Origin of the sequence: Chryseobacterium taichungense, assembly GCF_900109935.1 — a bacterium.
Classification (GTDB): Bacteria; Bacteroidota; Bacteroidia; order Flavobacteriales; family Weeksellaceae; genus Chryseobacterium; species Chryseobacterium taichungense.
On the sequence record NZ_FOBV01000007.1, the window covers coordinates 88196 to 111772 of the forward strand.

Genomic DNA, 23577 nt, shown 5'->3' on the forward strand with positions numbered 1-23577 from the left:
GTAACGTCCACAAAGAAAATTAATCATGATCCCGCAGAAATCCGTTCACAAAAGCGTTCTACTCAGCAAAAATGTTACGCATACTACACTGCTATCATTAGCTGAACAGAGTGCCTTCGCGCTCAAAAAATATCCTGATTGTTATTCAATAACCCTTGCGAACTCAGCGTTAAAATTACTCATAATGCATAATTTTAACGCAACGTCCACAAAGAAAATTAATCAATGATCCCGCAAAACCCCGTTCACAAAGGCGTTACGCATAATAAACTGTTATTATTGGCTGAACGAAGTGCCGTTGCGCTCAAAAAATATGCTCCCTTTTATTCAATAAACCTTTGCGGCCGTTGCGTTAAAAACAATTAAGACAACTCCATCATAATTTTAAAACAAACTAATCCTATAATTATTTATATTTGAAGCCTATACTTCACTATGCAGAAAAAACTAAAACTTTGGGACGCCATTATGCTGGTAATGGGTTCAATGATCGGCAGCGGAATATTCATTGTAAGCGCTGATATGATGCGTAACCTCGGATCGGGCTTCTGGCTGATTGTAGTCTGGGTCATCACAGGAATCATGACAGTTGCTGCAGCGATAAGCTACGGTGAGCTCTCAGCTTTATTTCCTAAAGCAGGCGGACAATACACTTATCTCAAAGAAATCTTCGGCAGAAAGATGGGATTTTTGTACGGATGGGGACTTTTTACAGTAATCCAGACCGGAACGATTGCTGCAGTAGCTATGGCTTTCGGTAAATTTACCGCCTATCTGGTTCCGTCATTAAATGATGCAGCTCCTATTTTTCAAAGTGGTGAATTTAAAATCACATGGATCCAGATACTGGCCATCGCGATCATCCTCTTGCTTACTTACATTAACACAAGAGGAGTGGAAAGTGGTAAATTGCTTCAGAACATTTTTACGGGATCAAAGATCATTGCGTTGTTGGGACTTATTGCGGCAGGATTTATTCTGGTAGACATTTCTCATCTTGCTGAAAATTTCAGCTTCGGATACGAATCTTTCAATAATCTTAAAAAAGATATTTTTGGTAATTTCCTGAAAGAAGGCTGGGAACCTATTGGTGGAATGACCCTTTTAGGTGGAATTGCCGCAGCGATGGTAGGCTCGGTATTCAGTTCCGTAGCATGGGAAAGCGTAACCTTTGTATCGGGAGAAATCGAAAATCCGAAAAAGAATGTGGTGAAATCAATGATCTACGGAACAACAGCCGTGATGATTCTTTATATTGCCGTTAATTATGTATATCTGAATGCGCTCGACAGAGACTCCATTGCCTTCGCAGAAAATGACAGGGTAGCCGTTGCCGCTTCACATTTCATTTTTGGAAGCGCCGGAACCGTTATCATTGCTATTCTTGTGATGGTTTCCACGTTTGGATGTAACAACGGACTGATCCTGGCCGGAGCAAGAGTTTTCCAGACCATGGCGAAAGACGGGATGTTCTTCAGACAGGCCGAAAAGAACAATAAAAATGATGTTCCTGAAAATGCGCTTTGGATGCAGGGAATCTGGGCTTCGCTGTTATGTCTTAGCGGGCAGTACGGAAACCTTCTCGATATGATTTCCTTTGTCATTGTTTTATTCTATATGATTACCGTTTTCGGGGTTATTTATTTAAGGTTTAAAAAGCCTGATCTGGAAAGGCCTTACAAAACATGGCTGTATCCTGTTACGCCTGTTATCTATTTATTAATAGGAACGGTCTTCTGTATTTTACTGCTGATCTACAAACAACAGTACACATGGCCGGGCTTTGTGTTGGTGTTGCTCGGACTTCCGGTGTACTATTTTATCAACAGGAAAAATCCGCAGCCGTAATCCCGTTATGATTCCCAATATGGAGTAAATCATCCTTTATTTAACCCATCGTTTTCGGAGGTAATAGGTAAAGTTTAAATCCAAAAACAACATCTTACTTGCAAGTCTTTCAACTCCTGCGCAAGAGTTGACAAAAACCTAAGCAAGAGTTGCTCAACTCCTAAGCAAGAGTTGGTGAACTCCTGCGCAGGAGTTTGACGGATCATAAGCAGGCATTAAAAAAGAAAGAGTACGGCCTGGGATTTCTGCCGTGAAGGATTTATTTTTTCAGGAGCTTAATCTTGCTTTCCGCTGTATCTTTTGGGTTGCAGCCTCTGCTTCGCTCCGGCCGCAACCCAAAAGGATGCCGCTGCAATCAAGGCTAGGGTATTGGTGGGTACTATTAATAGAAGACATAAATTATTGATAGCAAATAAAATTGATATAAGCAGATTTACCAATACTTATTATCTATAAGTCCATCGCCTTATATTTTTTGTATATAAGTAATTATGCTTATATTTGCAGAATGATAGCGGTCATTACCGGAGACATTATAAATTCACAACAAGCAGATACGGAAGTTTGGATCACCAAACTTAAAAATCTTCTCGAAAACTGGGGAAGCGCTCCCCATACATGGGAAATCTACAGAGGAGATGAGTTTCAGTTTAAATGCAATATCGACGAAGTATTCTGGCGTTTCTTAGCCATAAAATCATTAATCAAAAGCCAGGAAAATCTGGATGTAAGAATGGGCATCGGTATCGGTGAAGAAAATTTCTCTTCCGATAAGATCACGGAATCCAACGGAACGGCGTATGTTCATTCCGGAAGACTTCTCAACGATCTTAAAAATGACGGCCACACGGTATCTGTAAAAACCTCAAATGATTCTGTAGACCGGGATCTTAACATTTTACTGAAATGGTCATCTAAAGATTTTGACAACTGGACGATGGCGACGGCAGAGATCATTCACGAAATGATTATGAATAAGGAAATCACGCAGGAAGACCTTGCGAAAAAGTTTGCGATCTCACAGTCCTCGGTAAGCCAGAGACTGAAGCGTGCCAACTACGAATTAATAGTGGAAACCAATCAGTACTTCAAAAAGAAAATTTCAGAACTCTAAGCATGATTTTTATTAAACTCATATTGGCACATTTACTTGGAGATTTTATTCTTCAGCCAGATTCATGGGTTGCAGACAAAGAAAGCAAAAAACTGAAAAGCGTGTATCTGTACATTCACGTACTGATCCATACCGTTCTAAGTCTGATCTTTCTTTGGGATATTCAACTTTGGTGGGTAGCCGTTTTAGTAGGCGTTTCCCATTTTATTATTGATGCCGCAAAATTGAGCTTTCAAACCATTCAGAATAAGAAAAGCTGGTTTTTTGTTGATCAGGTTTTGCATGTATTGGTTATTGCAGGAATCTCTTTTTATTATAATGAGTTCAACTTTAATTTTCTGAAAGATATTAATATATTAAAAATAGTAGGAGCAGCTTTGTTTTTGACGACGCCTGCATCCGTAATCATCAGGATATTGCTGTCATCCTGGACACCCGCTCCGGAAACAGCCGGTAATATCCAGACCGAATCACTATCAGATGCAGGTAAATATATAGGAATTCTGGAACGTCTTCTTGTGTTTACTTTCATAATGGTAGGACATTGGGAAGGAGTAGGTTTTATGGTTGCTGCAAAATCGGTTTTCAGATTCAGCGATCTTGCACAGGCCAAGCAAAGAAAGCTCACGGAATATGTACTCATCGGTACGCTCCTCAGCTTCGGAATGGCAGTTTTAACGGGAATAGTAATCAAATAAATATAAATCTAATAAAGACAATTTAGAAATGGAAAAGAAAGAAATGTTGTACGAAGGTAAGGCAAAACAAGTATTTGCAACCGACAATCCTGATCAGGTAATCGTACGTTTCAAAGACGATGCTACTGCATTTAATGCTCAGAAAAGAGGATCTGTAGATCTTAAAGGAGAAATGAACAATGCGATCACGACTCTTATTTTTGAATATTTAAATGAAAAAGGGATCAAAACTCATTTCATTAAACAATTGAACGAAAGAGAGCAGCTGGTAAGAAAAGTATCAATCATTCCTTTGGAAATGGTGGTAAGAAACTATTCTGCCGGAAGTATGGCTCAAAGATTAGGAGTAGAAGAAGGAATCAAATCTCCGGTTACCATCTTCGATATCTGCTATAAGAAAGATGAGTTGGGAGATCCGCTTATCAACGATCACCATGCAGTTTTCTTAGGTGCAGCTACATATGAAGAACTTGATGAAATGTATGAACTGACTTCAGACATCAACGAAATCCTGATTGATCTTTTCGACAAAATGAATATCATCTTGGTTGATTTTAAAATAGAATTAGGAAAAACTTCAGACGGCGAAATTATCTTAGCAGATGAGATCTCTCCAGACACTTGCAGACTTTGGGACAAAGATACGATGAAGAAGCTGGACAAAGACAGATTCAGAAGAGATCTTGGCGAAGTTACTGAAGCGTATGTGGAGATCTACAACAGATTGAAACAAGCTTTAGGTAAATAATTATAGGCTAGAAGCCAGAAGTTCGATGCTGGAAGTTTATCGGCAAAAAAAGGAGTTTAGTTGTAAACTTCAGACTTCAAGCTCCCAGCTTCCATCATCAAAATTTAGAAAAAATAGAAATGAAAAGTTTAGACATTCATAAAAGTGAATATTTAAAACAATTTGAAACACAAACCTACGGAAGAAATCTTTTCAGAACGCAGGAAGAAGAAAGACTGGACGCCCCGAATGAGGAGTGCGGTATCTTCGGAATGTATTCTGATAACGATCTTGATACGTTTTCACTTTCACAGTTCGGGCTTTTTGCATTACAGCACAGAGGCCAGGAAGCATGTGGTATTTCTGTTTTGAAAAACGGAAAAATTACCAATATGAAAGATGAGGGTCTCGTTTTGGATGTTTATAAAGAGATCCCGGATCCTGAAACTTTTATGGGAAATTCTGCCATCGGGCATACCCGCTATACGACAGCAGGAGATAAGAAGAAATATAACTTCCAGCCTTTCTTTGCGAAGAATGAATATGATCAGATTATTCTTTCGATAGCACACAACGGTAATCTTACCAATGCAAAAGAGCTGAAGGCAGAACTGGAAGCGGAAGGAGTGGTTTTCAGGGCAACATCCGATTCTGAGGTGATCTTAAGACTCATCCAGAAAAATCTTGATTTGGGTCTTCGTGGCGCTATCAAGATGACCATGGAGAAGATCAAGGGAGCGTATTCGGTTGTAGGAATGACGAGAAATAAATTCTTTGCTTTCAGAGATTTCAACGGAATCAGACCTCTTGTGTTGGGAGCAATAGATGAAAAATCTTATGTTGTTGCATCAGAGTCTGTAGCATTGGACGCAGTAGGCGCCCAGTACGTTCGTGATATTTTGCCGGGGGAAATCGTTTATACCAACGAAAATGAGCCGGGAAAACTTCATTCATACATGGCTGATGAAGAAAAAGGAAAACAAAGAATCTGTTCATTCGAATACATTTACTTTGCAAGACCGGATTCTTCGCTTGAAAATATCAATGTCTACGAAATCAGAGAAAAATCAGGAGAAAAAATCTGGCATCAGGCTCCGGTAGAAGCAGATGTGGTTATTGGAGTTCCTGACTCGGGAGTTCCTGCTGCAATTGGTTTTGCCAAAGCTTCGGGAATACCTTTCCGTCCTGTTTTAATCAAGAACAGATATATCGGAAGAAGCTTTATTGTTCCTACTCAGGAAATGAGAGAAAGAGTAGTAAATCTTAAGCTGAATCCTATTATTTCAGAGATTAAGGACAAAAGAGTTGTTATCATTGATGATTCTATCGTTCGTGGTACTACTTCCAAGAGACTGGTTAAGATTTTAAAGGATGCCGGTGTTAAAGAAATACATTTCAGAAGTGTTTCTCCACCGATCATTGCGCCTTGTTATCTTGGAATTGATACGCCTTCCAAAGACGATCTTATTTCTGCCAATATGACGACAGCAGAACTCAGAGATTATTTGGGTGTCGATTCATTAGAGTTTTTAAGTGTTGAAAACTTAAAAGAGATTTTAGGCTCTGCCAATCACTGTTTCGGATGTTTCACAGAACAATATCCTGTAGGAAAAGGCGAAGAGATTGAGTTATTCAATTAAAATAATAACTTTTAAATAAGTCAAAAGGTCAGGTTTCATTATAAAACCTGACCTTTTTCGTATTGAAATCAAAATTGTTTAATTCCTAGAATTTAAATGCTAAACCAACTTGGAAAAGGTTGTTTCTGATAGCATCAGAGTTACTTGGTCTGTCTTTAGCGATATCAGTAAGACCTGCTACGTATCTTGCTGTGATACCAATATTATCTGTAAAGTAATATCCTGCACCAAGACCGATACCGAAGTTAAATTTGTTTAAGCTGTCTTTGTAGTCTCCAGATTCATTAATTGTATTGTTATCTGTTTCATTCTTTAATTTATTCTTTGCATTAACCATGAAACCAAATTCAGGACCTGCCTCTACATAAAGATTTGGAATGATGTTATATTGTAACATTACCGGAACAGTAATGTAATCTAAATGTCTTGCACTAGAATAACGTGTTCCTGCGATAGTTTGGTCATATTTATCTCCATATTGAGAGTATAAAACCTCCGGCTGAACACTGAAAGAAGTAGCTACCGGAATGTTTGCAAATACACCTGCATTAAAACCAATTTTAGATCCCTGATCATCTAATCCGCTTTCATTTGTTAGGGAAGATACGTTCATACCTGCTTTAATACCAAATGCTACAGGGGAAGCAGATGAGGTAGAAGTGGTTGTTGTAGTCTGAGCAAATGCTAATGAACCAGCTGTAAGAGCGATTCCTAAGATTAACTTTTTCATAACTTTAATTTTAATAATTTACTTTTTCTAATTTTAAATTTTACTACTGTCAAACTCATTTGACGGGGAGTATCTTTCAAATTGCTTGCCAAAAAAATAAAGCATGATAAAAGTCAGTATAAAAAGCCCTACTTTATAGAATACTGAATTTTTTATTTGTTTGATAATTAAATATTTATATAATTATTTGAACAAGCGTTTAGAAATAATCTAAATTGACAATTTTGTCAAAAAAGTGAATTTTAAAGTAAATTTTTAATTAAAATTACAGTTAAGCATCATTTAATTTTCTATAATATTCTATCGATAAAGTGATTTTTTTTCTGCTGCATTGATAATCATATGTACATGAACCAATTCCTGAAATCAATGAAAAATTGATCTTACTGTCTGTATTCTTTTTATCATTGATGAGCAGCTCGAAAATATCTTCATCTTTAAAATCACTAATATCCAGATAAGGATAATATTTCTGAATGTTTTCAATAATAATGTTGCAGGTTTCTTCCGAAATAAGGCCTTCTGAATAAGAAAGATAGGTTTCCGTAATCATTCCCATAGCAACGGCTTCCCCGTGAAGAATTGCATTTCCCTGATGCAGGCACAAACTTTCGATCGCATGCCCGATCGTATGTCCGAAATTTAAAGTTTTGCGGATGTTTTTCTCCTGAAAATCCTGCTGAACAATTTCCTGTTTGATCTCCATTGATGTAGAAATATGAGGAATGACCGCCTCAAAATCCAGTTTAGAAATATGAATAAGGTTTTCCCAGTGTTTTTCATCTGCAATTAACCCGTGCTTCAGCATTTCAGCAAAACCGCTTCTCAGTTCTTTATAAGGAAGTGTCTCCAGGAATTTTGGATAGACAAAGATCTGTTCCGGGAAAGTAAATGTTCCTACCATATTTTTATAATGCATCAGATCAATTCCGGTTTTGCCGCCGATAGAAGCATCACACATCGATAAAAGAGTAGTAGGGATATTGATAAACTGTACCCCTCTTTTATAGGTAGAAGCCACAAAACCTCCCATATCGGTAATCACACCACCTCCAAGATTGATTACTAACGCTTTACGGTCTGCCTGCATTTCTGTAAGAATTTCCCAAAGCTGGTTGGCCGTCTGAATATTTTTCATTTCTTCGCCCGGTTCAATCTCAAGAATTTCAAATGCGAGATCCGTTTCAAGGTTTCCCAGAAGTATCGGAAGACAGTATTCATGGGTATTTTCATCAACCAGAATAAAGATCTTGCTGAAGGATTTGGTATGTAAGAAATCGTTTAGCTGCGAAAAATTGTCGTTTAATATTGTTATCATTTTCAGATTTTCTGTTGTGTTAATCGTAAGACGATATGCAAAGTTATGATTCTTAATTTTTAACTCGTTATTAAATATACTATCTTTGCAGAAATTTTTAGAATGAGCAGAGATAATAATAATTCAGAACGACCAAAGAGACCAAGAATTTCAACCAAGAAAAATTCTGATAATTCTCGTGCTTCCAGATCTGGAAATTCTTCAGAATCAAAACCTTTTAAAAAATCATTTCCAAAAGCAGGAGAGAGAAATTCGGAATCGAGAAGAAGCGGTGACACCAGTTACCAGGCTCGAATGGATAAGAAATATGGTAAAACCGAACAGGAACCTTTTATAACCAGTTCAGGAGAAGGGAAAAAACCTTTCGGAAAATCTGCACCGAAAAGAGGAGGAAGCAGACCCAATAATTTCGATACCAGAGATAAATACGAAAGAGGCAGTCTGAAATACGGAAAAAGACCGGGAACAGAAAACCGGGAAGATAAAAATAAATCGTTTGTACAGAAAAGAAGACTGAACAAAATTGAAAAAGATGTACACAAAGACACCATCCGTCTGAATAAATACATCGCTAATTCCGGAATCTGCAGCCGAAGAGAGGCAGATGACCTTATCATACAAGGACTTGTTGAGGTAAATGGGAAAGTTGTAACCGAAATGGGATATCAGGTTCAAAAAACGGACAAAGTTGTTTTTGACGGACAGAGTATTACTCCTGAAAAACCGGTTTACGTTCTTCTTAATAAACCGAAAGGATATATTTCTACCACCAAAGACGATAAAGCAAGAAAAACAGTAATGGATCTTGTCGCAAATGCTTCACCTTACCGTTTATTTCCGGTAGGAAGACTAGATCGTTCTACTACAGGAGTTATCCTTTTAACGAACGACGGTCATATGACGAAGAAGCTTACCCATCCGTCTTTTGATGCAAAGAAAATTTATCACGTGACTTTAGATAAAAAACTGACACACGAAGATATGAAGCTTATTGCTGAAGGAATTCGTCTGGATGAAGGCGTAGCTGTTGTAGATCAGATTTCTTTTATCGAAGGAAAACCTAAAAATGAAGTTGGAATAGAAATCCATATCGGGTGGAATCGCGTTATAAGAAGAATTTTCCAGAGGTTGGGATATGAAGTGGAAGCGCTTGATAGGGTGATGTTTGCAGGACTTACGAAGAAAAATATCAAAAGAGGACATTGGAGGATTCTTACAGAACAGGAAGTCAATAATCTTAAAATGCTTTAATGATAAGCATTTACAAATAATCAAGGCGCTGAAAACGGCGTCTTTTTTTTATGGATTAAGATCAAGTTTTGAATTACTTTGTTTTACTCTAATTTAATCTTTGATCATAAAATTGAATTTGCTTAATTTTTTATTATTAAAACTTAATTTTTCCCGTCATTATCATTAGAAATCAATGTTAAAATTCTGTGCAATTCCTTATCTTTGGGAAAAATTTTTACAACAATGATTGAGTGGAAAACCGCCAAAGAATACGAAGATATTACCTATAAAAAATGTAATGGTGTCGCGAGAATCGCTTTCAACAGACCGGAAGTTCGTAACGCTTTCAGACCCAAAACTACTTCAGAATTGTATGATGCTTTTTATGATGCCTACGAAGATCCTTCGATAGGTGTTGTACTTCTTTCGGGAGAAGGACCAAGTCCGAAAGATGGTGGCTGGGCTTTCTGCAGTGGAGGTGATCAAAAAGCAAGAGGACATCAGGGATATGTGGGTGAAGATGGGCGACACCGATTGAATATTCTGGAAGTTCAGCGACTGATCCGTTTTATGCCGAAAGTTGTGATTGCGGTGGTTCCGGGATGGGCTGTTGGCGGAGGACACTCTCTTCATGTAGTTTGTGATTTAACATTAGCGAGCGAAGAACATGCTATTTTCAAACAAACTGATGCTGACGTAACGAGTTTCGATGGCGGTTACGGTTCTGCCTATTTAGCAAAAATGGTAGGACAAAAAAAAGCCCGTGAAATTTTCTTTTTAGGTAGAAATTATTCCGCTCAGGAAGCTTTCGAAATGGGAATGGTAAATAAAGTTGTTCCTCACGCTGAGCTGGAAGATACTGCTTATGAATGGGCACAGGAGATTTTAGCGAAATCACCGACATCAATCAGAATGCTGAAATTCGCAATGAATCTTACCGACGACGGAATGGTTGGGCAGCAGGTTTTCGCAGGGGAAGCAACACGCCTTGCTTACATGACGGAAGAAGCTCAGGAAGGAAGAAATGCATTTCTCGAAAAAAGAAAACCGGACTTCGGAGAAAATCAATGGATATCGTAAAAATATAAATGATAATTGATAGATGATGGTTGATTATCATTTATCAGTTATCGCTTATCACTTATAAATTATGACTGATTGGATAAAAGCTGCAAGGCTTAGAACATTACCGCTTTCTTTAAGTGGAATTATCATGGGTGCTTTCATTGCCAAATGGAGATTATATGGCGAAGGCGGAACATGGGACTGGAGAATTTTTGCATTGGCGCTTTTAGTGACTTTGTTGTATCAGATCTTATCGAATTATGCAAATGATTATGGAGACGGAGTAAAAGGGACTGATGCCAAAAGAGCAACGGAAGCAGAATCCAGAGCGGTCGCTTCAGGAAGAATTACGGCTAAACAAATGAAAAATGCGGTAATTATTTTTTCAATATTATCTTTTGTAGCTACCGTTGCGCTTTTATACGTAGCTTTTATCCCGGACTATATGAATGAATTTTACATTTTCATAGGTCTTGGCGTTGCAAGTATTTTAGCAGCCATCGGATATACGGTTGGTAAAAAACCGTACGGATATATGGGACTGGGAGATGTTTTTGTATTCATCTTTTTCGGATTGGTTTCTGTATGCGGAAGTTATTTCTTATTTACGAAATCTTTCAGCTGGGATATTTTATTGCCGGGGACAGCGATCGGAATGATGAGCATGGCGGTTTTAAACCTGAACAATATGCGAGATATCGAAAGCGATAAATTATCCGGAAAGAATAGCTTTGCCTTAAGAATCGGATTTAAAAATGCGATGATTTATGAAATGATTCTGTTACAACTTCCATTAATTTTGATACTGATGTTTTTAGCGGTAAACGGCTTTTTCCAGACTCAGAATTATTATGTGTTTATCGTTATGATTTTGATGCTTCCTTTGATGAAGATCAGAAGAAAAATAATGACCGTGAAAAATCCCAGAGAACTTGATCCATTCTTAAAACAAGTGGGAATCATGACTTTTATGATGGCGGTTCTTACTGCTTTAGGACTTAACTTTTTTCATTAAGATAAAGTTAGCAAGTATTGGTGTCATGCTGAGCTTGTCGAAGTATCTCAATTAAAATAATATTCAAAATAAATTAAAATGAAAATAAAATTTTTAGGACAAAACTGTTTTTTGTTCACTTATAAAGACAAAACGATTTTATCAGATCCTTTTTATAATTACAAAAAAGCAGAATCAGGATTTGATATTTCTGCTCAGAAAATAGATTATATTTTACTGACTCACGCGCATGGAGATCATATTGCAGACGTTGAAGAAGTTTTGCAGCATCATCCTGATGCAACGATTATTGCAGTGCCTGAAATCTGTGGATATTTTAAAAGCGCTAAAAATACAGACGATGTGAACTTAGGAGGATCGGCTAAAATTGATGATCTTAAAATTTCAATGGTTCCTGCGCATCATACAAGTTCATTTCCGGACGGAAGTTATGGAGGTGTTCCTGTAGGATATATTTTCAGACTTCCTGAGGGTAAAAACCTTTACTTAGCAGGGGATACAGGAGTAATGGCTGATATGGATTTATTTCCAAGATTGTACGGAAATTTAGACCTTTCTATTCTTCCGATCGGTAGCCACTACACAATGTGTCCAAGAAAAGCGGCTTTTGCAGCGGCAGAATTATTGAAAACACCAAAAGTAATCGGATGCCATTTTGATACATTCCCTGCAATTAAAATTAACCACGAAAGTGCATTAAAGCATTTTGCGGATAAAAATGTTGAACTTGTTTTACCAAAACTGGGAGAGGAGTTCGAATTTTAAATAAATGTTGAAAGGTAATTTGAAAATCAGAATGGAAAAAGTGCTGAATGCTTTAAAAACAAAAAAAGATAATTTTCAAATTACCTCTCTTCAATTTAAGCCAATAAAAAATGGCAAGCTACCTAAATCACACCGCTACGACCGATTACCTTTGCTGCGTTCCCACCCTGGAGGATTCTCAGGAGCTGGTTGTTTAGGACTTGCCGTTGCAAAGATAGGAATATTTTATAAAATTAAAAGTGTTATTAAAGAAAATTAATCGAAAAAAGCCTTTAACGATGCTAAATTGCTGAGATTAAGAGCAATAATTTTTCAGAAATTTTCTAAAAATTTAAATATGACAAAAAGCCCTTCCACATTAGGAATTTTATTGTTTGGAGCTACGATGATCGTCTTCTTCGTAGTTTATTACTTCTTTTCAGGAGTTGAATATTTTGATATTTCTCTGAAAGCCAATGCCTTTATATTACCGATCATTTATGCCGGAGCAGCTTTCTGGTCTGTTAAAACATACTGGAGCAGCCATAAAGTGGTAAGCTTTAAAGATGCGTTTAAGAGAGCTTTCGTTCCGATGTTTATCGGTGGAATTTTATCGATTTTAAGTATTTATGTGTTCCTGAATTTTGTGGATACCGACGCAAAAAAACTGCTCAATTATCAATATGTAACAAGACAAAAATCGGAGCTGGATAAAGAATATACTTCTGCCAGAAAGATTTTAAAGCATCAGAAAGATATCGATGAGCTTGATCAGAAGTACAAGGAAAGAATACAAAGTTTTACACCAGAAGCGGTTAAAGGAAAAGATATGCTTACAGCAAGTCATTTTTCAGGATATTTTGCGGCAATACTTATATTTTACGTAGTTTTGTCGTTGTTTTTCGGAGCGTTTTTCAGAACAAAAACAATCTACCAGGAAACAGAAATTAAAGAATAATTTTTTATCAGAATTAAATGAATTTATCTATAGTTATTCCGTTATTAAACGAAGAAGCTTCTTTGGAAGAGCTTTTTTCACGAATTGATAATGTTTGCAGATCCAACAGTTTATCCTATGAGATCTGGTTTGTAGATGACGGAAGTACAGACTTGTCATGGAGTATTATTGAAAATCTTAAAGTTCAGAATCCACAGATCCATGCCATTAAATTTTCTAAAAATTACGGAAAATCTCAGGCTCTTCATGCTGCTTTTGAAAGAACAAACGGTGATGTTATTATTACTATGGATGCTGATCTCCAGGACTTTCCGGAAGAAATACCGGAATTATATTCAATGGTTGTAAATGAAAATTACGATATCGTTTCGGGTTGGAAAAAGAAGCGTTTTGATAATGTAATGACGAAAAATGTACCATCAAAATTATTCAATGCAGCAGCCAGAAAAGTTTCAGGAGTTTATCTTCACGATTTCAACTGTGGATTAAAAGCATATAAAAAGCAGGTGGTAAAAACCATCGACGTGTATGGAGATATGCACCGTTATATTCCGGTATTGGCTGCTAATGCAGGTTTCAGGAGAATTACGGAAAAAGAGGTTCAGCATCAGGCAAGGCCTTACGGAGTTTCAAAATTCGGAACCGAAAGATTTATCAGAGGTTTTCTGGATTTGGTAACTCTTTGGTTTGTAAGCCGTTTTGGCGGAAGGCCGATGCATTTCTTCGGAGCTGTAGGAACATTGATGTTTATTGTAGGTTTTCTTTCAGCGCTTTGGCTGGGAATTTCAAAACTAATTGATGTTGCCAGAGGAATCTATGGGCACTTAATCACGGATAATCCATGGTTTTATATTGCTTTAACGATGATGATCATGGGGAGTTTACTTTTCGTAGCCGGATTTTTAGGAGAAATGATCATCAGAACAAACCGCGAGCATAAGAATTATAATATTGACGAAGTGATTTAGCATGAAAAATATTTTTTACGCCATTGCAGTTTTTGCTTTATTTTCCTGTGGAAAAGTTTCTCCTAAAGGAAACATTGAGCGGAAAGATGTAGATGTTTCGGAATTCGTCAATCTTGATCTTGAGGGTAAATTCCGTGTATTTTATGCAAGAGGAACAAAAAATTTTGTAGAGATTGAAACGTACCCGAATGTGACTGATAATCTTGATGTTGATGTGAAAGATAAGACATTGTCGATTAAAGAAAAGCGAGGAACCAAGGGCGTAGATTTTTATAATATCACAATTTATTCAAAATATAATCTTGAAAAAGTTTCTATTTCGGATTCTGTAGAAATGAATATTTCAAGTGAAATTAAGACTGACAATTTTAGGCTTAATTTAAAAAATTATGCTACATTTATGGGTTCTGTAAACACAAGAAGGGCAGAAATTGAAATGCTGAACAGAAGCAGGGCTAACTTTCTGGGACAGACTAAAGATGCAGTAATAAAGATCTCTGATACAGCAAGTTTGATCGCACCTTATTGGAAAATTGAAAATTTGAATATTGACTCCAAAAACGGAAATTATGCAGAAGTGAATGTGGAAGATTCGTTAAAAGGACATATTCAGAATACTGCAAAATTTATCTATTATAATGACCCGATCAGAGCATTTAAAATTGATACAGATACAAGAGTAGAGAATAAAAAACTGGATTAAATGTAGGGTGGTGGATGTGGGAAGCTGGAAGTTTATCAGCATTTCGCCTTTACTTTAAACACAAATATATTGGAAAAAAATTAGCTTATGAGTTTTAAGTTTGAGAAACTGATTATATGGCAGAAATCTATGGAATTTGGAGAGAAAATTTTTAAGTCTTCTCAGGATTTCCCCAAAGATGAACTGTTTAATTTAGTTTCACAGATAAGAAGAGCTTCCGATTCGATTGCCCTGAATATTTCTGAAGGAAGTATTTTGCAGTCGAAGCCGGAATTCAAAAAATTTCTGGGATATTCGATCCGTTCCTTAGCTGAAGTGGTAACGTGTTTATACAAAGCAAAGAATAGAAAATACATCACAGAAGAAGATTTTAAAGAAATATATAATGAAAGTTATTTTCTTATGAATCAGATTATAGCATTTAGAAATCAGATAAAAGAATAATAATAAACTGGAAGCTGGGAGTTTGAAGCTGGGAGAATTCCAACATCTTCTTTCTCAAGGCATTTCGTCAAACAGAATGAAGATAGACATCCATCATCCGGCCCCCGTCATCCAGCAAATAAACATACACGAAATACAAATATGACAACACTAGAAAAAGCAAAACTTTGGTTACACGAATCATTTGATGAAGAAACAAGAAATGCTGTACAATTATTAATTGATGGCAACTCGCCTGACCTTGAAGATTCTTTTTACAGAGAACTGGAATTCGGTACAGGAGGAATGAGAGGAATTATGGGCGTTGGAACCAATCGTTTAAATAAATACACGTTAGGTCAAGCAACACAAGGACTTGCAAATTATATGTTAAAGCAATTTCCTGACGAAGAAATCAAAGTGGCAATTGCTTATGATGTAAGAAATAATTCAAAAGAGTTCGGAAAACTGGTCGCTGATGTACTGACAGCAAATGGAATTAAAGTGCTGCTTTTCAAAGATCACAGACCCACTCCGGAATTGTCTTTTACCGTTAGAAACAGAAAATGCCACGGAGGAATTGTATTGACAGCTTCTCACAATCCACCAGAATACAACGGTTATAAAGTATATTGGAATGACGGGGCACAAATAGTTCCGCCACATGATGAAGCGATTATTAACGAGGTGTATTCCGTAAAATTTGAAGAAATTAAATTTAATGGAAATGATGATCTGATCGAATGGATCGGGGAAGAGCAGGACGAAGTATACATTGATGCTTGTATCGAAAATTCTACCTATCAAAATGTTGGGAAAGAAAATTTAAATATCGTTTTTACTTCGATTCACGGGACAACGTATACTACAGTTCCTAAAGCTCTGGAAAAAGCAGGTTTTAAGAAGATAGACCTGGTGAAGGAACAAATGATTCCGAGCGGAAATTTCCCGACTGTTGATTCTCCAAATCCTGAAGAACCAGCTGCATTGGAAATGGCAATGGATTTAGCAAAAATTACCAATGCTGATATCGTAATCGGGACAGATCCTGATGGAGACCGTCTTGGAATTGCCGTAAGAAATCTTGATGGAGAAATCGAATTATTAAATGGAAATCAGACCAATACGATTCTGACTTATTATATTTTAAATGAATGGAGAAAGCAGGACAGAATTACCGGAAAAGAATTTATTGGTTCTACCATCGTAACTTCTGATATTTTCTTTGATATTGCTCAAAAATTCGGAGTTCAGTGTAAGGTTGGATTAACCGGTTTCAAATGGATCGGAAAAATGATTCGCGATGTAGAAGGAAAAGAAAAGTTCATTTGCGGTGGTGAAGAAAGCTTCGGATTCATGACAGGAGATTTTGTGCGTGATAAAGATTCTTGCGGAAGTATAGTTTTAGCTTGTGAAATCGCAGCATGGTGCAAAGCGAACGGAAGAACAATGTATCAATATCTTATTGAAATTTACCAGGAAATTGGGATGTATTATGAAGGTTTGGTGAATCTGGTAAGAAAAGGAAGAGACGGAGCGGAAGAAATTCAGAATATGATGAAAAATTTCCGTGTAAATCCGCCTAAAGCATTGTCAGGTTCTCCGGTAGAAGAAGTGAAAGACTTTAAGGAGCAAACGAATTTCATCGTTTCAAAAAATGAAAAGCAGGTGATGAATGACATTCCAAAATCGAATGTACTCATTTATTATACCCAGGACGGTACAAAAGTTTGTGTAAGACCTTCGGGGACAGAACCAAAAATTAAATTTTATATCTCTGTAAAAGATTCAATTACCTCTGAAGCAGATTTCAGAGAAAAATTAAAATCTTTAGAAGAAAAAATTCAGGAAGTAAGGAAAGATTTGAAGTTAGATTAATTTTAGAATTATCTTCATGATACAAAAAAGTTTAGCAGCTTTTATTCTTTTGGTTTCTATTTTTTCTTGTAAAAAAGAGGCTTTAAAAACTTCTATACAGAAAGTAGAAAAAAATACAGCCTTAAAAGTAGAAACTAATGAAGATGTATTTAAACCTGTTGATACTGTATGTTTTTCTTCAAATACAACAGAAGATTACATTAAAGCTGTTGAATGGTATAAAAATAAAACAGCAAAGGAAGTTGCTGATAATTCACCCGAAGAAAATAACAAATTATACGAAGATTATCTTAAGATTCGTAATAAATACACATTGTGTTTGAGTGAAAACTTATCAAAAGTTCTGATAGATTATGCTAATTATTATGATTCGGAAACAAACAGTTATAAATTTCCGGAAAATGTAAAAAAATTAAGTGCCGAACTAAAAAAAGGAGATCTTGAATTCAGGGAAGTAGGAGAAGGTTATACGGAAATATGGTCTGTGCCCGGACATTATTTTTCAATATTTAAGAATAAGGTTACGCCGGATTATAATAGTTATATAGCACAGTTAGCGAAAGAAAATGAAGGTCTTTACGCTGCAGATGCAGGAATAATGATTTCCTGGAAAGAACTTGGAGACAGGGCGGTTTTCTGGGAAAATTTTATAAAAAAATATCCTCAAAGTCCATTACTTCCAAGAGCAAAGGAGATATATGATAATTATATAACAGATTATTTGTTCGGTATGGATAATACGCCTACTTATGAACATTCAGATGGCAAATTGTATGATGAAAACAGGGATGAATTCAATAGGATGATCAGAAAATATCCGAATTCTTATGTTGCTGAAAAAACGAAAGCATTAATGAATATGCTCGACGCAAAAGTTCCTGATGAAGAGATTCGTAAAAGAATAAATATTAAAAGAAAATAGAAATAAATTTAAATAAAAATAAAGTGAAAGTTTCAAAATTAGCGGCGAACCTGATCGGTTCTGAAATTGTAAAAATTGGTAATGAAGTAAACGATTTAAAGGCAAAAGGAGCGGAGATTGCCAACCTTACGATTGGTGATCTTAATTCTAATATTTATCCGATTCCTGCAAAACTGAAGGAGGAAATTCAGAAAGCTTATCAGAATAATCTGACAAATTATCCGCCTGCTAATGGACTTTTATCTTTAAGAAAAGAAGTTTCCAAAGACCTCAAAACAAGATGGAACCTGGATTATTCTGCAAATGATATTTTGATCACAGCTGGTTCAAGACCATTAATATATGCGGTTTATAAAACGATCGTTGACGAAGGAGATAAAGTAGTTTATCCAATTCCTTCATGGAATAATAATCACTATGCATATCTTACTTCAGCAGACGCTGTAGAAGTAAAAACAACTCCTGAAAACAATTTCCTTCCTACTGCAGACGATTTAAGACCACAGCTTGAAGGTGCTGTTTTATTGGCACTTTGTTCGCCATTAAACCCAACGGGAACGATGTTCACTAAAGAACAGCTTTCAGAAATCTGCGAATTGGTTTTAGCTGAAAATAAAAAAAGAGGCGAAAATGAAAAGCCGCTTTACCTAATGTATGATCAGATTTACTCTAATCTTACTTTTGGTGCTGAGCACGTAGATCCTGTTTCCCTTTTCCCTGAAATGAGAGAATATACGGTATATATTGACGGTATTTCTAAATGTCTTGCTGCTACAGGAGTTCGCGTAGGCTGGGGATTTGGTCCGGCTCATATTATGGATAAAATGAAGGCCCTTTTAACACACGTTGGAGCATGGGCACCAAAACCGGAACAGGAAGCCACTGCAAAATATTACGAAAACACTGAAGAAGTAAACGCTTTCGTCGAAGACTTCAAAGGAAAATTGGAAGAAAGCTTAAAAATCCTTCATGCCGGAATCCAGGATCTGAAAGGAAAAGGCCTTGCAGTTGATAGCATCAAACCAATGGGAGCGCTTTATCTTACCATTAAATTAGATTATATAGGGAAAACAAAACCTGACGGAACAGTGATTGGAAATTCATCAGATTTGGTATTTTACTTAATCAATGAAGCGGGAGTTGCCTTGGTTCCTTTCTCTGCTTTTGGAGAAGATAAGTCTGAGCCATGGTTCAGGGCTTCTGTAGGAGGTTTGGCCATCGAAGAAATTTCTACGATGATGCCAAAATTAGAGAATGCTTTGAACAATCTTAAATAAATTTATCAATGTAGCAGTTTAACAATGTACAATTAGTTATTGTTAGACTGTTACATTATTACATTGATACACTTTGTTATGAAAATCATCGCAGTCATACCCGCCCGTTATGAAGCCAGCCGCTTTCCTGCTAAGCTGATGCAAATGCTAGGAGAGAAGACTGTTATCACTACAACGTATCAGAATGTTGTGGAAACAGGATTATTTGATGAAGTTTTTGTGGCTACCGATTCGGAAATTATCTTTAATGAAATTACAAAAAACGGCGGAAAAGCAGTCATGACCGGTCAGCACGAAACGGGAAGTGACCGTATTGCAGAAGCTGTTCAAAATATTGACTGTGATATTGTGATTAACGTTCAGGGAGATGAGCCATTTCTGAAATTGGAGCCTTTACAACAATTAATTGAAGTTTTTCATCATGATGAAAACCAGGAAATTTCTTTAGCTTCTTTAAAAATAAAACTTCATGAAAAGGAAGAATTTGAAAATCCGAATAATGTAAAAGTTATTACGGATAATAATGGTTTCGCTCTGTACTTCAGCCGTTCTGTAATTCCGTTTCACCGTGAAATCTCCTACAATGTTGAGTATTTTAAACATATCGGTGTTTATGCTTTCAGAAAGCATGCATTGATACAGTTCTCAAAACTGGAAATGAAACCTCTGGAGATTGCTGAGAAAATCGAATGTATCCGCTATCTTGAGTATGGTATGAAAATCAAGATGATAGAAACCAATTTCATAGGAGTAGGAATCGATACGCCGGAAGATCTGGAGAAAGCAAGGAATTTATTATCGAATTAATTGGTAAATTATTAAACTGATACACGGGTAAATTAATAAAACCTTATATTTGAATTTATAAATAAAATTAATGAAGAAGTTACTTTTAGTTTTCATTCTGGTATTTTCACAATCATTTTTTGCGCAGACGGCAAAGGAAATTATTGATAAAAACATCGAATTGTCCGGAGGATTAACCAATTGGAAACTTTTAAATTCTGTATTGCTTCAGGGAAAAGTAATTCTGGGAATTAAAGATGAATATCCCATAAAGATTTATCAGCAACGCCCGAACCTTACAAAGACAGTGATCACTATCGGAGGGAAAGACACTGCCATTGAAGGATATGACGGAACTAAAGGGTATGCCATGAATTATGCTGCCAATAAAGTTCAGGAATATCCCGATTATGTTCCGGAAAGTTTTGATAATGATTTTATCGACTGGGAAAGCAAAGGTTTTGAAGCCAAATATCTCGGAAAAGAAAAAATAGGAAATGTTTACTGTCATAAAGTAGAATTAACGAAAAACGTCAATAAGAACATCTATTATTTCGATACAAAAGACTATATGCTTTTAAAAGAAATTAAAAAAGATGAAACTTTATTGTATTCTGATTATAAAAAGGTAGGAAATTTATTTATGCCTTTCAGAATTGAATCATCAAGCGCCAAAAAAGACGGAGATTACGTAATGCTTATCAATAGGGTTGATATCAATAAAGTTTTTCCGGCTAACACATTCAAGTTTAAATAAAATAAAATTTAGTTATGAAAAAAATATTTTTATTGCTCCTTTCTTTTGTAGCATTCTTCAACAGTTGTGCTCAGAAAAAAAGCGATGTATCAAAAGCCAAAACCAAAGAACTTATGGGAAAATCAATCTATGATTTTAAAGTTGATGCCCTGGAAGAAGGGAAGCAGATCAACTTTGCCGATTTCAAAGGAAAAAAAATACTGATTGTCAATACGGCTTCGGAATGCGGATTTACTCCTCAATATGCTGATCTTGAAAAAGTGTCAGAAGAATATAAAGACAAGCTGGTTGTAGTAGGATTTCCTGCCAATAATTTCGGAGGACAGGAACCCGGAACCAATAAAGAAATCGGTGCTTTTTGCCAGAAAAATTATGGAGTAACTTTCCCTATGGCCGCTAAAGTTTCTGTAAAAGGAGATGATACTGCTCCGATCTTTAAATATTTAACTGAAAAAGATTTAAACGGAGTAAAAAATACAACCATTCTTTGGAACTTCACTAAGTTCTTAATCGATGAAAACGGAAAGCTGATCGATTCTTTTGTAAGTACTACAAAACCTACTGACGAGGCAATTACAAAATATCTGAAATAACTGTAATTATTAATCTAACAATATAACAGTGTAACAATTTACCAATTTGGAATTATTAAATTGTTACACTGTTACATTTTTACGTTGTTCCATTATTGAGTTATTTTTTCTGCAAAACAAAAAATATTTCCCAGTTTTATACTGGAATACCCATTACTTTTGATTTTAGATGAATTAATCATAGCCTTCGCTAAAATATCTGTTGGTAATGGTTTCTGACTTTCCAAAAGTCCCAGTTTATTGGCAAATTTTATAATCCGGCTTCCCAGAACTTCACCTGTTCTGTCAGAATCTTTTCTTTCCAGCATACCCGGTTTGAAAATAGTTATTTTCTCAAAATGAAGTTTTTTGACAGCTTCTTCAAGTTCGCCCTTCATTTTAGAATAGAAAATTTTGGATTTCGGATTAGCTCCATAAGCTGAAACAAGAATATAATCGGTAACGTTGTTTTCTTTAGCTGCTTTAGCAAATTCATATTGATAATCAAAATCAACCTTTTTCTGAGCTTCTTTGCTTCCTGCTGCCTTTAACGTAGTTCCCAGGCATGAAAAAGCTACATCACCTTGTACTTTGCTTTTCCATTCTTCAGGATTTTCAAAGTTTACGACATGTACTTTCAGCTTTTCGTTGTGAATATCAACAGGTTTCCTTACAAAAATACTAACCTCTTCAAAGTCTTTATCCTGTAGCAGCTGGTTGACCAAGTCCTTTCCTGTAGCGCCCGTAGCACCTATGACTAAAGCTTTCATAATAATCTGGTTTGCGAAGTTGTTGTTTGCTTCTTAAATTTACTAAATTTGGAGCAATAAAAGATAAAAGATAACTTTTAAATAAGTTCATTTATCAATCATCATTAATCGTTAATAAAAAAATTACTCATTACCAATTACTTATTGCTCATAAACCATGGATGCCAACGAAATTTTAGATTATTGTCTTGCTAAGAAAGGAGTAACGGAAAGTTTTCCTTTTGATAATGAAACCCTTGTCCTGAAAGTAGGAACCAAAATGTTTTTACTAATGGCATTGGAAAAGCAACCATTAGGAATCAACGTAAAAACAGATCCGGAATGGAGTGCTGAACTTCGTGAGCAATATCCGCAGATTACGGGTGCCTACCATATGAACAAAACACATTGGAATTCTGTTTTGGTTGATGGTTTAAAGCGGGAACTCGTTTTAAAGATGATCGATCAGTCTTATGATTTGGTATTCAGTTCTTTGACAAAAAAGGGAAAAGAAGAGATTCTTAATTCTTAAAATTTAAACTCCTCCGTCAGCCTTTTGTCTTCGTCTAATTTTTCAATCAGTTTTTCCAGTCCTTCGAATTTAATTTCATCGTGTAAAAAATCCCTAAATTTTACAGTAACTTGTTCACCATAAATATCTCCTTCAAAATCAAGAATATAGACTTCAACAGTTAGCTTTTCTCCATTTACGGTAGGGTTGGTCCCGATGCTCAACATTCCTTTGTACTGCTGATTTTTAACAAAAACTTCAACAATATAGGCTCCTTTTTTAGGCAAAAGTTTTATAGAATCGGTCTTAATGTTCGCGGTAGGATATCCTATTGTTCTTCCGATCTTTTTTCCATGTACCACAGTTCCGGAGACAGAATAGGCGTAGCCCAGCATTTCATTGGCTTGTTTAATATTTCCTTCTAAAAGAGCATTTCGGACTTTGGTAGAACTGATGTTATTTTCATGAATATTAATGGCCTCCATTTGTTCTACCTCAAAATCAAGTTCTTTTGAAAGTCTTTGAAGCAACTCGAAGTTTCCGCTCTTATTTTTGCCGAAAGAATGGTCGTAACCAATGATGAGATATTTAATATTAAGTTTGTCAATCAGAATCTTTCTTACGAATTCTTCGCCGGTAAGATTTCTGAACTCTTCATCAAATTCTTTTAAAAATAAAGTATCAATACTATATTTTTCCATTAAGAATTTTTTTTCTTCTAAAGTATTGAGAAGCTTCAAGTCTTCGTTGGGATTGAAAACAAATCTCGGATGCGGCCAGAAAGTAAGAACGGCGGTCTCAAGATGGTTTTCAGTACCTACTTTTAGCAATTCATCAATAATACTTTTATGCCCGAGATGAACACCGTCAAACATGCCCAAAGATAATGCTAAAGGCTTTTGAGAAGTATAATCATTAAAATTCTTGAAAACTTTCAAACT

The 23577-nt window shown here is 36.0% G+C and carries 24 protein-coding genes and 1 other RNA gene; 20 read left to right on the top strand and 5 right to left on the bottom strand.

Annotated features, from left to right (window positions below; translation table 11 throughout):
- Positions 1–435 precede the first annotated feature (435 nt).
- From BMW64_RS15215 to purF, 5 genes are all read left to right on the top strand, one after another.
- Positions 436–1848 (top strand): APC family permease, encoded by a 1413-nt coding sequence (locus BMW64_RS15215; RefSeq protein ID WP_090000814.1) that lies wholly within the window; start codon positions 436–438, stop codon positions 1846–1848.
- Positions 1849–2356: 508 nt separating this feature from the next.
- Complete coding sequence (locus BMW64_RS15220; protein WP_090000815.1) at positions 2357–2962, top strand: SatD family protein; 606 nt, start codon at positions 2357–2359, stop codon at positions 2960–2962.
- A 2-nt stretch (positions 2963–2964) separates the two neighbouring features.
- Complete coding sequence (locus tag BMW64_RS15225) at positions 2965–3660, top strand: DUF3307 domain-containing protein (RefSeq protein WP_090000816.1); 696 nt, start codon at positions 2965–2967, stop codon at positions 3658–3660.
- A 28-nt stretch (positions 3661–3688) separates the two neighbouring features.
- The gene (gene purC / locus BMW64_RS15230; RefSeq protein ID WP_042722941.1) at positions 3689–4408 is read left to right on the top strand and encodes a phosphoribosylaminoimidazolesuccinocarboxamide synthase; all 720 of its coding nucleotides are present in this window, start codon (positions 3689–3691) and stop codon (positions 4406–4408) included.
- A 119-nt stretch (positions 4409–4527) separates the two neighbouring features.
- Positions 4528–6027, top strand: coding sequence for an amidophosphoribosyltransferase (gene purF / locus BMW64_RS15235; protein WP_090000817.1), 1500 nt, complete (start codon positions 4528–4530; stop codon positions 6025–6027).
- An 85-nt stretch (positions 6028–6112) separates the two neighbouring features.
- On the opposite strand, the gene BMW64_RS15240 is transcribed toward purF, so the two are convergent.
- Together BMW64_RS15240 and aroB are read right to left on the bottom strand one after the other, a co-directional pair.
- Complete coding sequence (locus tag BMW64_RS15240) at positions 6113–6757, bottom strand: porin family protein (protein WP_090000818.1); 645 nt, start codon at positions 6755–6757, stop codon at positions 6113–6115.
- 271 nt (positions 6758–7028) lie between these two features.
- Positions 7029–8075: a 3-dehydroquinate synthase gene (gene aroB / locus BMW64_RS15245; protein ID WP_090000819.1), complete on the bottom strand. Its 1047-nt coding sequence runs from the start codon at positions 8073–8075 to the stop codon at positions 7029–7031.
- 102 nt (positions 8076–8177) lie between these two features.
- Here aroB and BMW64_RS15250 point away from each other — a divergent pair, with 102 nt between their 5' ends.
- The 4 genes from BMW64_RS15250 to BMW64_RS15265 all read left to right on the top strand — a co-directional run bounded on the left by BMW64_RS15250 (position 8178) and on the right by BMW64_RS15265 (position 12153).
- The gene (locus BMW64_RS15250; RefSeq protein ID WP_228400933.1) at positions 8178–9326 is read left to right on the top strand and encodes a pseudouridine synthase; all 1149 of its coding nucleotides are present in this window, start codon (positions 8178–8180) and stop codon (positions 9324–9326) included.
- A gap of 225 nt (positions 9327–9551) precedes the next feature.
- A complete protein-coding gene (locus BMW64_RS15255; RefSeq protein ID WP_042723259.1) occupies positions 9552–10388 on the top strand; it encodes a 1,4-dihydroxy-2-naphthoyl-CoA synthase in 837 nt (278 codons plus the stop codon).
- Positions 10389–10458: 70 nt separating this feature from the next.
- Positions 10459–11388, top strand: a complete 930-nt coding sequence (gene menA / locus BMW64_RS15260; protein ID WP_090000820.1) for a 1,4-dihydroxy-2-naphthoate octaprenyltransferase — start codon at positions 10459–10461, stop codon at positions 11386–11388.
- A gap of 78 nt (positions 11389–11466) precedes the next feature.
- Positions 11467–12153 carry a metal-dependent hydrolase gene (locus BMW64_RS15265; RefSeq protein ID WP_090000821.1) on the top strand — a complete coding sequence of 229 codons (687 nt, stop codon included), beginning with the start codon at positions 11467–11469 and terminating at the stop codon, positions 12151–12153.
- A gap of 108 nt (positions 12154–12261) precedes the next feature.
- Here the strand turns inward: BMW64_RS15265 and ffs are convergent.
- Positions 12262–12359, bottom strand: an RNA gene (ffs, locus tag BMW64_RS15270) — signal recognition particle sRNA small type.
- Between the two features lie 131 nt (positions 12360–12490).
- Between ffs and BMW64_RS15275 the strand changes: the two genes are divergently transcribed.
- The 10 genes from BMW64_RS15275 (at position 12491) to BMW64_RS15320 (ending at position 21397) form a co-directional block, all read left to right on the top strand.
- The gene (locus BMW64_RS15275) at positions 12491–13090 is read left to right on the top strand and encodes a DUF4199 domain-containing protein (protein WP_090000822.1); all 600 of its coding nucleotides are present in this window, start codon (positions 12491–12493) and stop codon (positions 13088–13090) included.
- A gap of 17 nt (positions 13091–13107) precedes the next feature.
- Positions 13108–14058: a glycosyltransferase family 2 protein gene (locus BMW64_RS15280; protein WP_090000823.1), complete on the top strand. Its 951-nt coding sequence runs from the start codon at positions 13108–13110 to the stop codon at positions 14056–14058.
- A gap of 1 nt (position 14059) precedes the next feature.
- The gene (locus BMW64_RS15285; RefSeq protein WP_090000824.1) at positions 14060–14761 is read left to right on the top strand and encodes a GIN domain-containing protein; all 702 of its coding nucleotides are present in this window, start codon (positions 14060–14062) and stop codon (positions 14759–14761) included.
- Between the two features lie 87 nt (positions 14762–14848).
- Entirely contained in the window at positions 14849–15205 is a 357-nt protein-coding gene (locus BMW64_RS15290) for a four helix bundle protein (RefSeq protein WP_090000825.1), read from the top strand.
- Positions 15206–15346: 141 nt separating this feature from the next.
- Positions 15347–17062 (top strand): phospho-sugar mutase, encoded by a 1716-nt coding sequence (locus tag BMW64_RS15295; RefSeq protein ID WP_090000826.1) that lies wholly within the window; start codon positions 15347–15349, stop codon positions 17060–17062.
- A 16-nt stretch (positions 17063–17078) separates the two neighbouring features.
- Positions 17079–17984: a hypothetical protein gene (locus tag BMW64_RS15300; protein ID WP_090000827.1), complete on the top strand. Its 906-nt coding sequence runs from the start codon at positions 17079–17081 to the stop codon at positions 17982–17984.
- A 23-nt stretch (positions 17985–18007) separates the two neighbouring features.
- Positions 18008–19261 (top strand): pyridoxal phosphate-dependent aminotransferase, encoded by a 1254-nt coding sequence (locus tag BMW64_RS15305; protein ID WP_090000828.1) that lies wholly within the window; start codon positions 18008–18010, stop codon positions 19259–19261.
- Positions 19262–19339: 78 nt separating this feature from the next.
- Complete coding sequence (gene kdsB / locus BMW64_RS15310; protein WP_090000829.1) at positions 19340–20068, top strand: 3-deoxy-manno-octulosonate cytidylyltransferase; 729 nt, start codon at positions 19340–19342, stop codon at positions 20066–20068.
- Positions 20069–20138: 70 nt separating this feature from the next.
- Positions 20139–20804, top strand: a complete 666-nt coding sequence (locus tag BMW64_RS15315; RefSeq protein ID WP_090000830.1) for a histidine kinase — start codon at positions 20139–20141, stop codon at positions 20802–20804.
- Positions 20805–20818: 14 nt separating this feature from the next.
- Positions 20819–21397, top strand: a complete 579-nt coding sequence (locus BMW64_RS15320) for a glutathione peroxidase (RefSeq protein ID WP_090000831.1) — start codon at positions 20819–20821, stop codon at positions 21395–21397.
- 92 nt (positions 21398–21489) lie between these two features.
- Here BMW64_RS15320 and BMW64_RS15325 read toward each other — a convergent pair whose 3' ends face one another.
- On the bottom strand, positions 21490–22146 hold the full coding sequence (locus BMW64_RS15325) for an NAD(P)H-binding protein (protein ID WP_090000832.1): 657 nt from the start codon (positions 22144–22146) through the stop codon (positions 21490–21492).
- Between the two features lie 157 nt (positions 22147–22303).
- Here BMW64_RS15325 and BMW64_RS15330 point away from each other — a divergent pair, with 157 nt between their 5' ends.
- Positions 22304–22657, top strand: a complete 354-nt coding sequence (locus tag BMW64_RS15330; protein WP_090000833.1) for an MmcQ/YjbR family DNA-binding protein — start codon at positions 22304–22306, stop codon at positions 22655–22657.
- Here the strand turns inward: BMW64_RS15330 and BMW64_RS15335 are convergent.
- Positions 22654–23574, bottom strand: coding sequence for a bifunctional riboflavin kinase/FAD synthetase (locus BMW64_RS15335; RefSeq protein ID WP_090000834.1), 921 nt, complete (start codon positions 23572–23574; stop codon positions 22654–22656). The two genes, BMW64_RS15330 and BMW64_RS15335, sit on opposite strands and share 4 nt — an antisense overlap.
- Positions 23575–23577 lie beyond the last annotated feature (3 nt).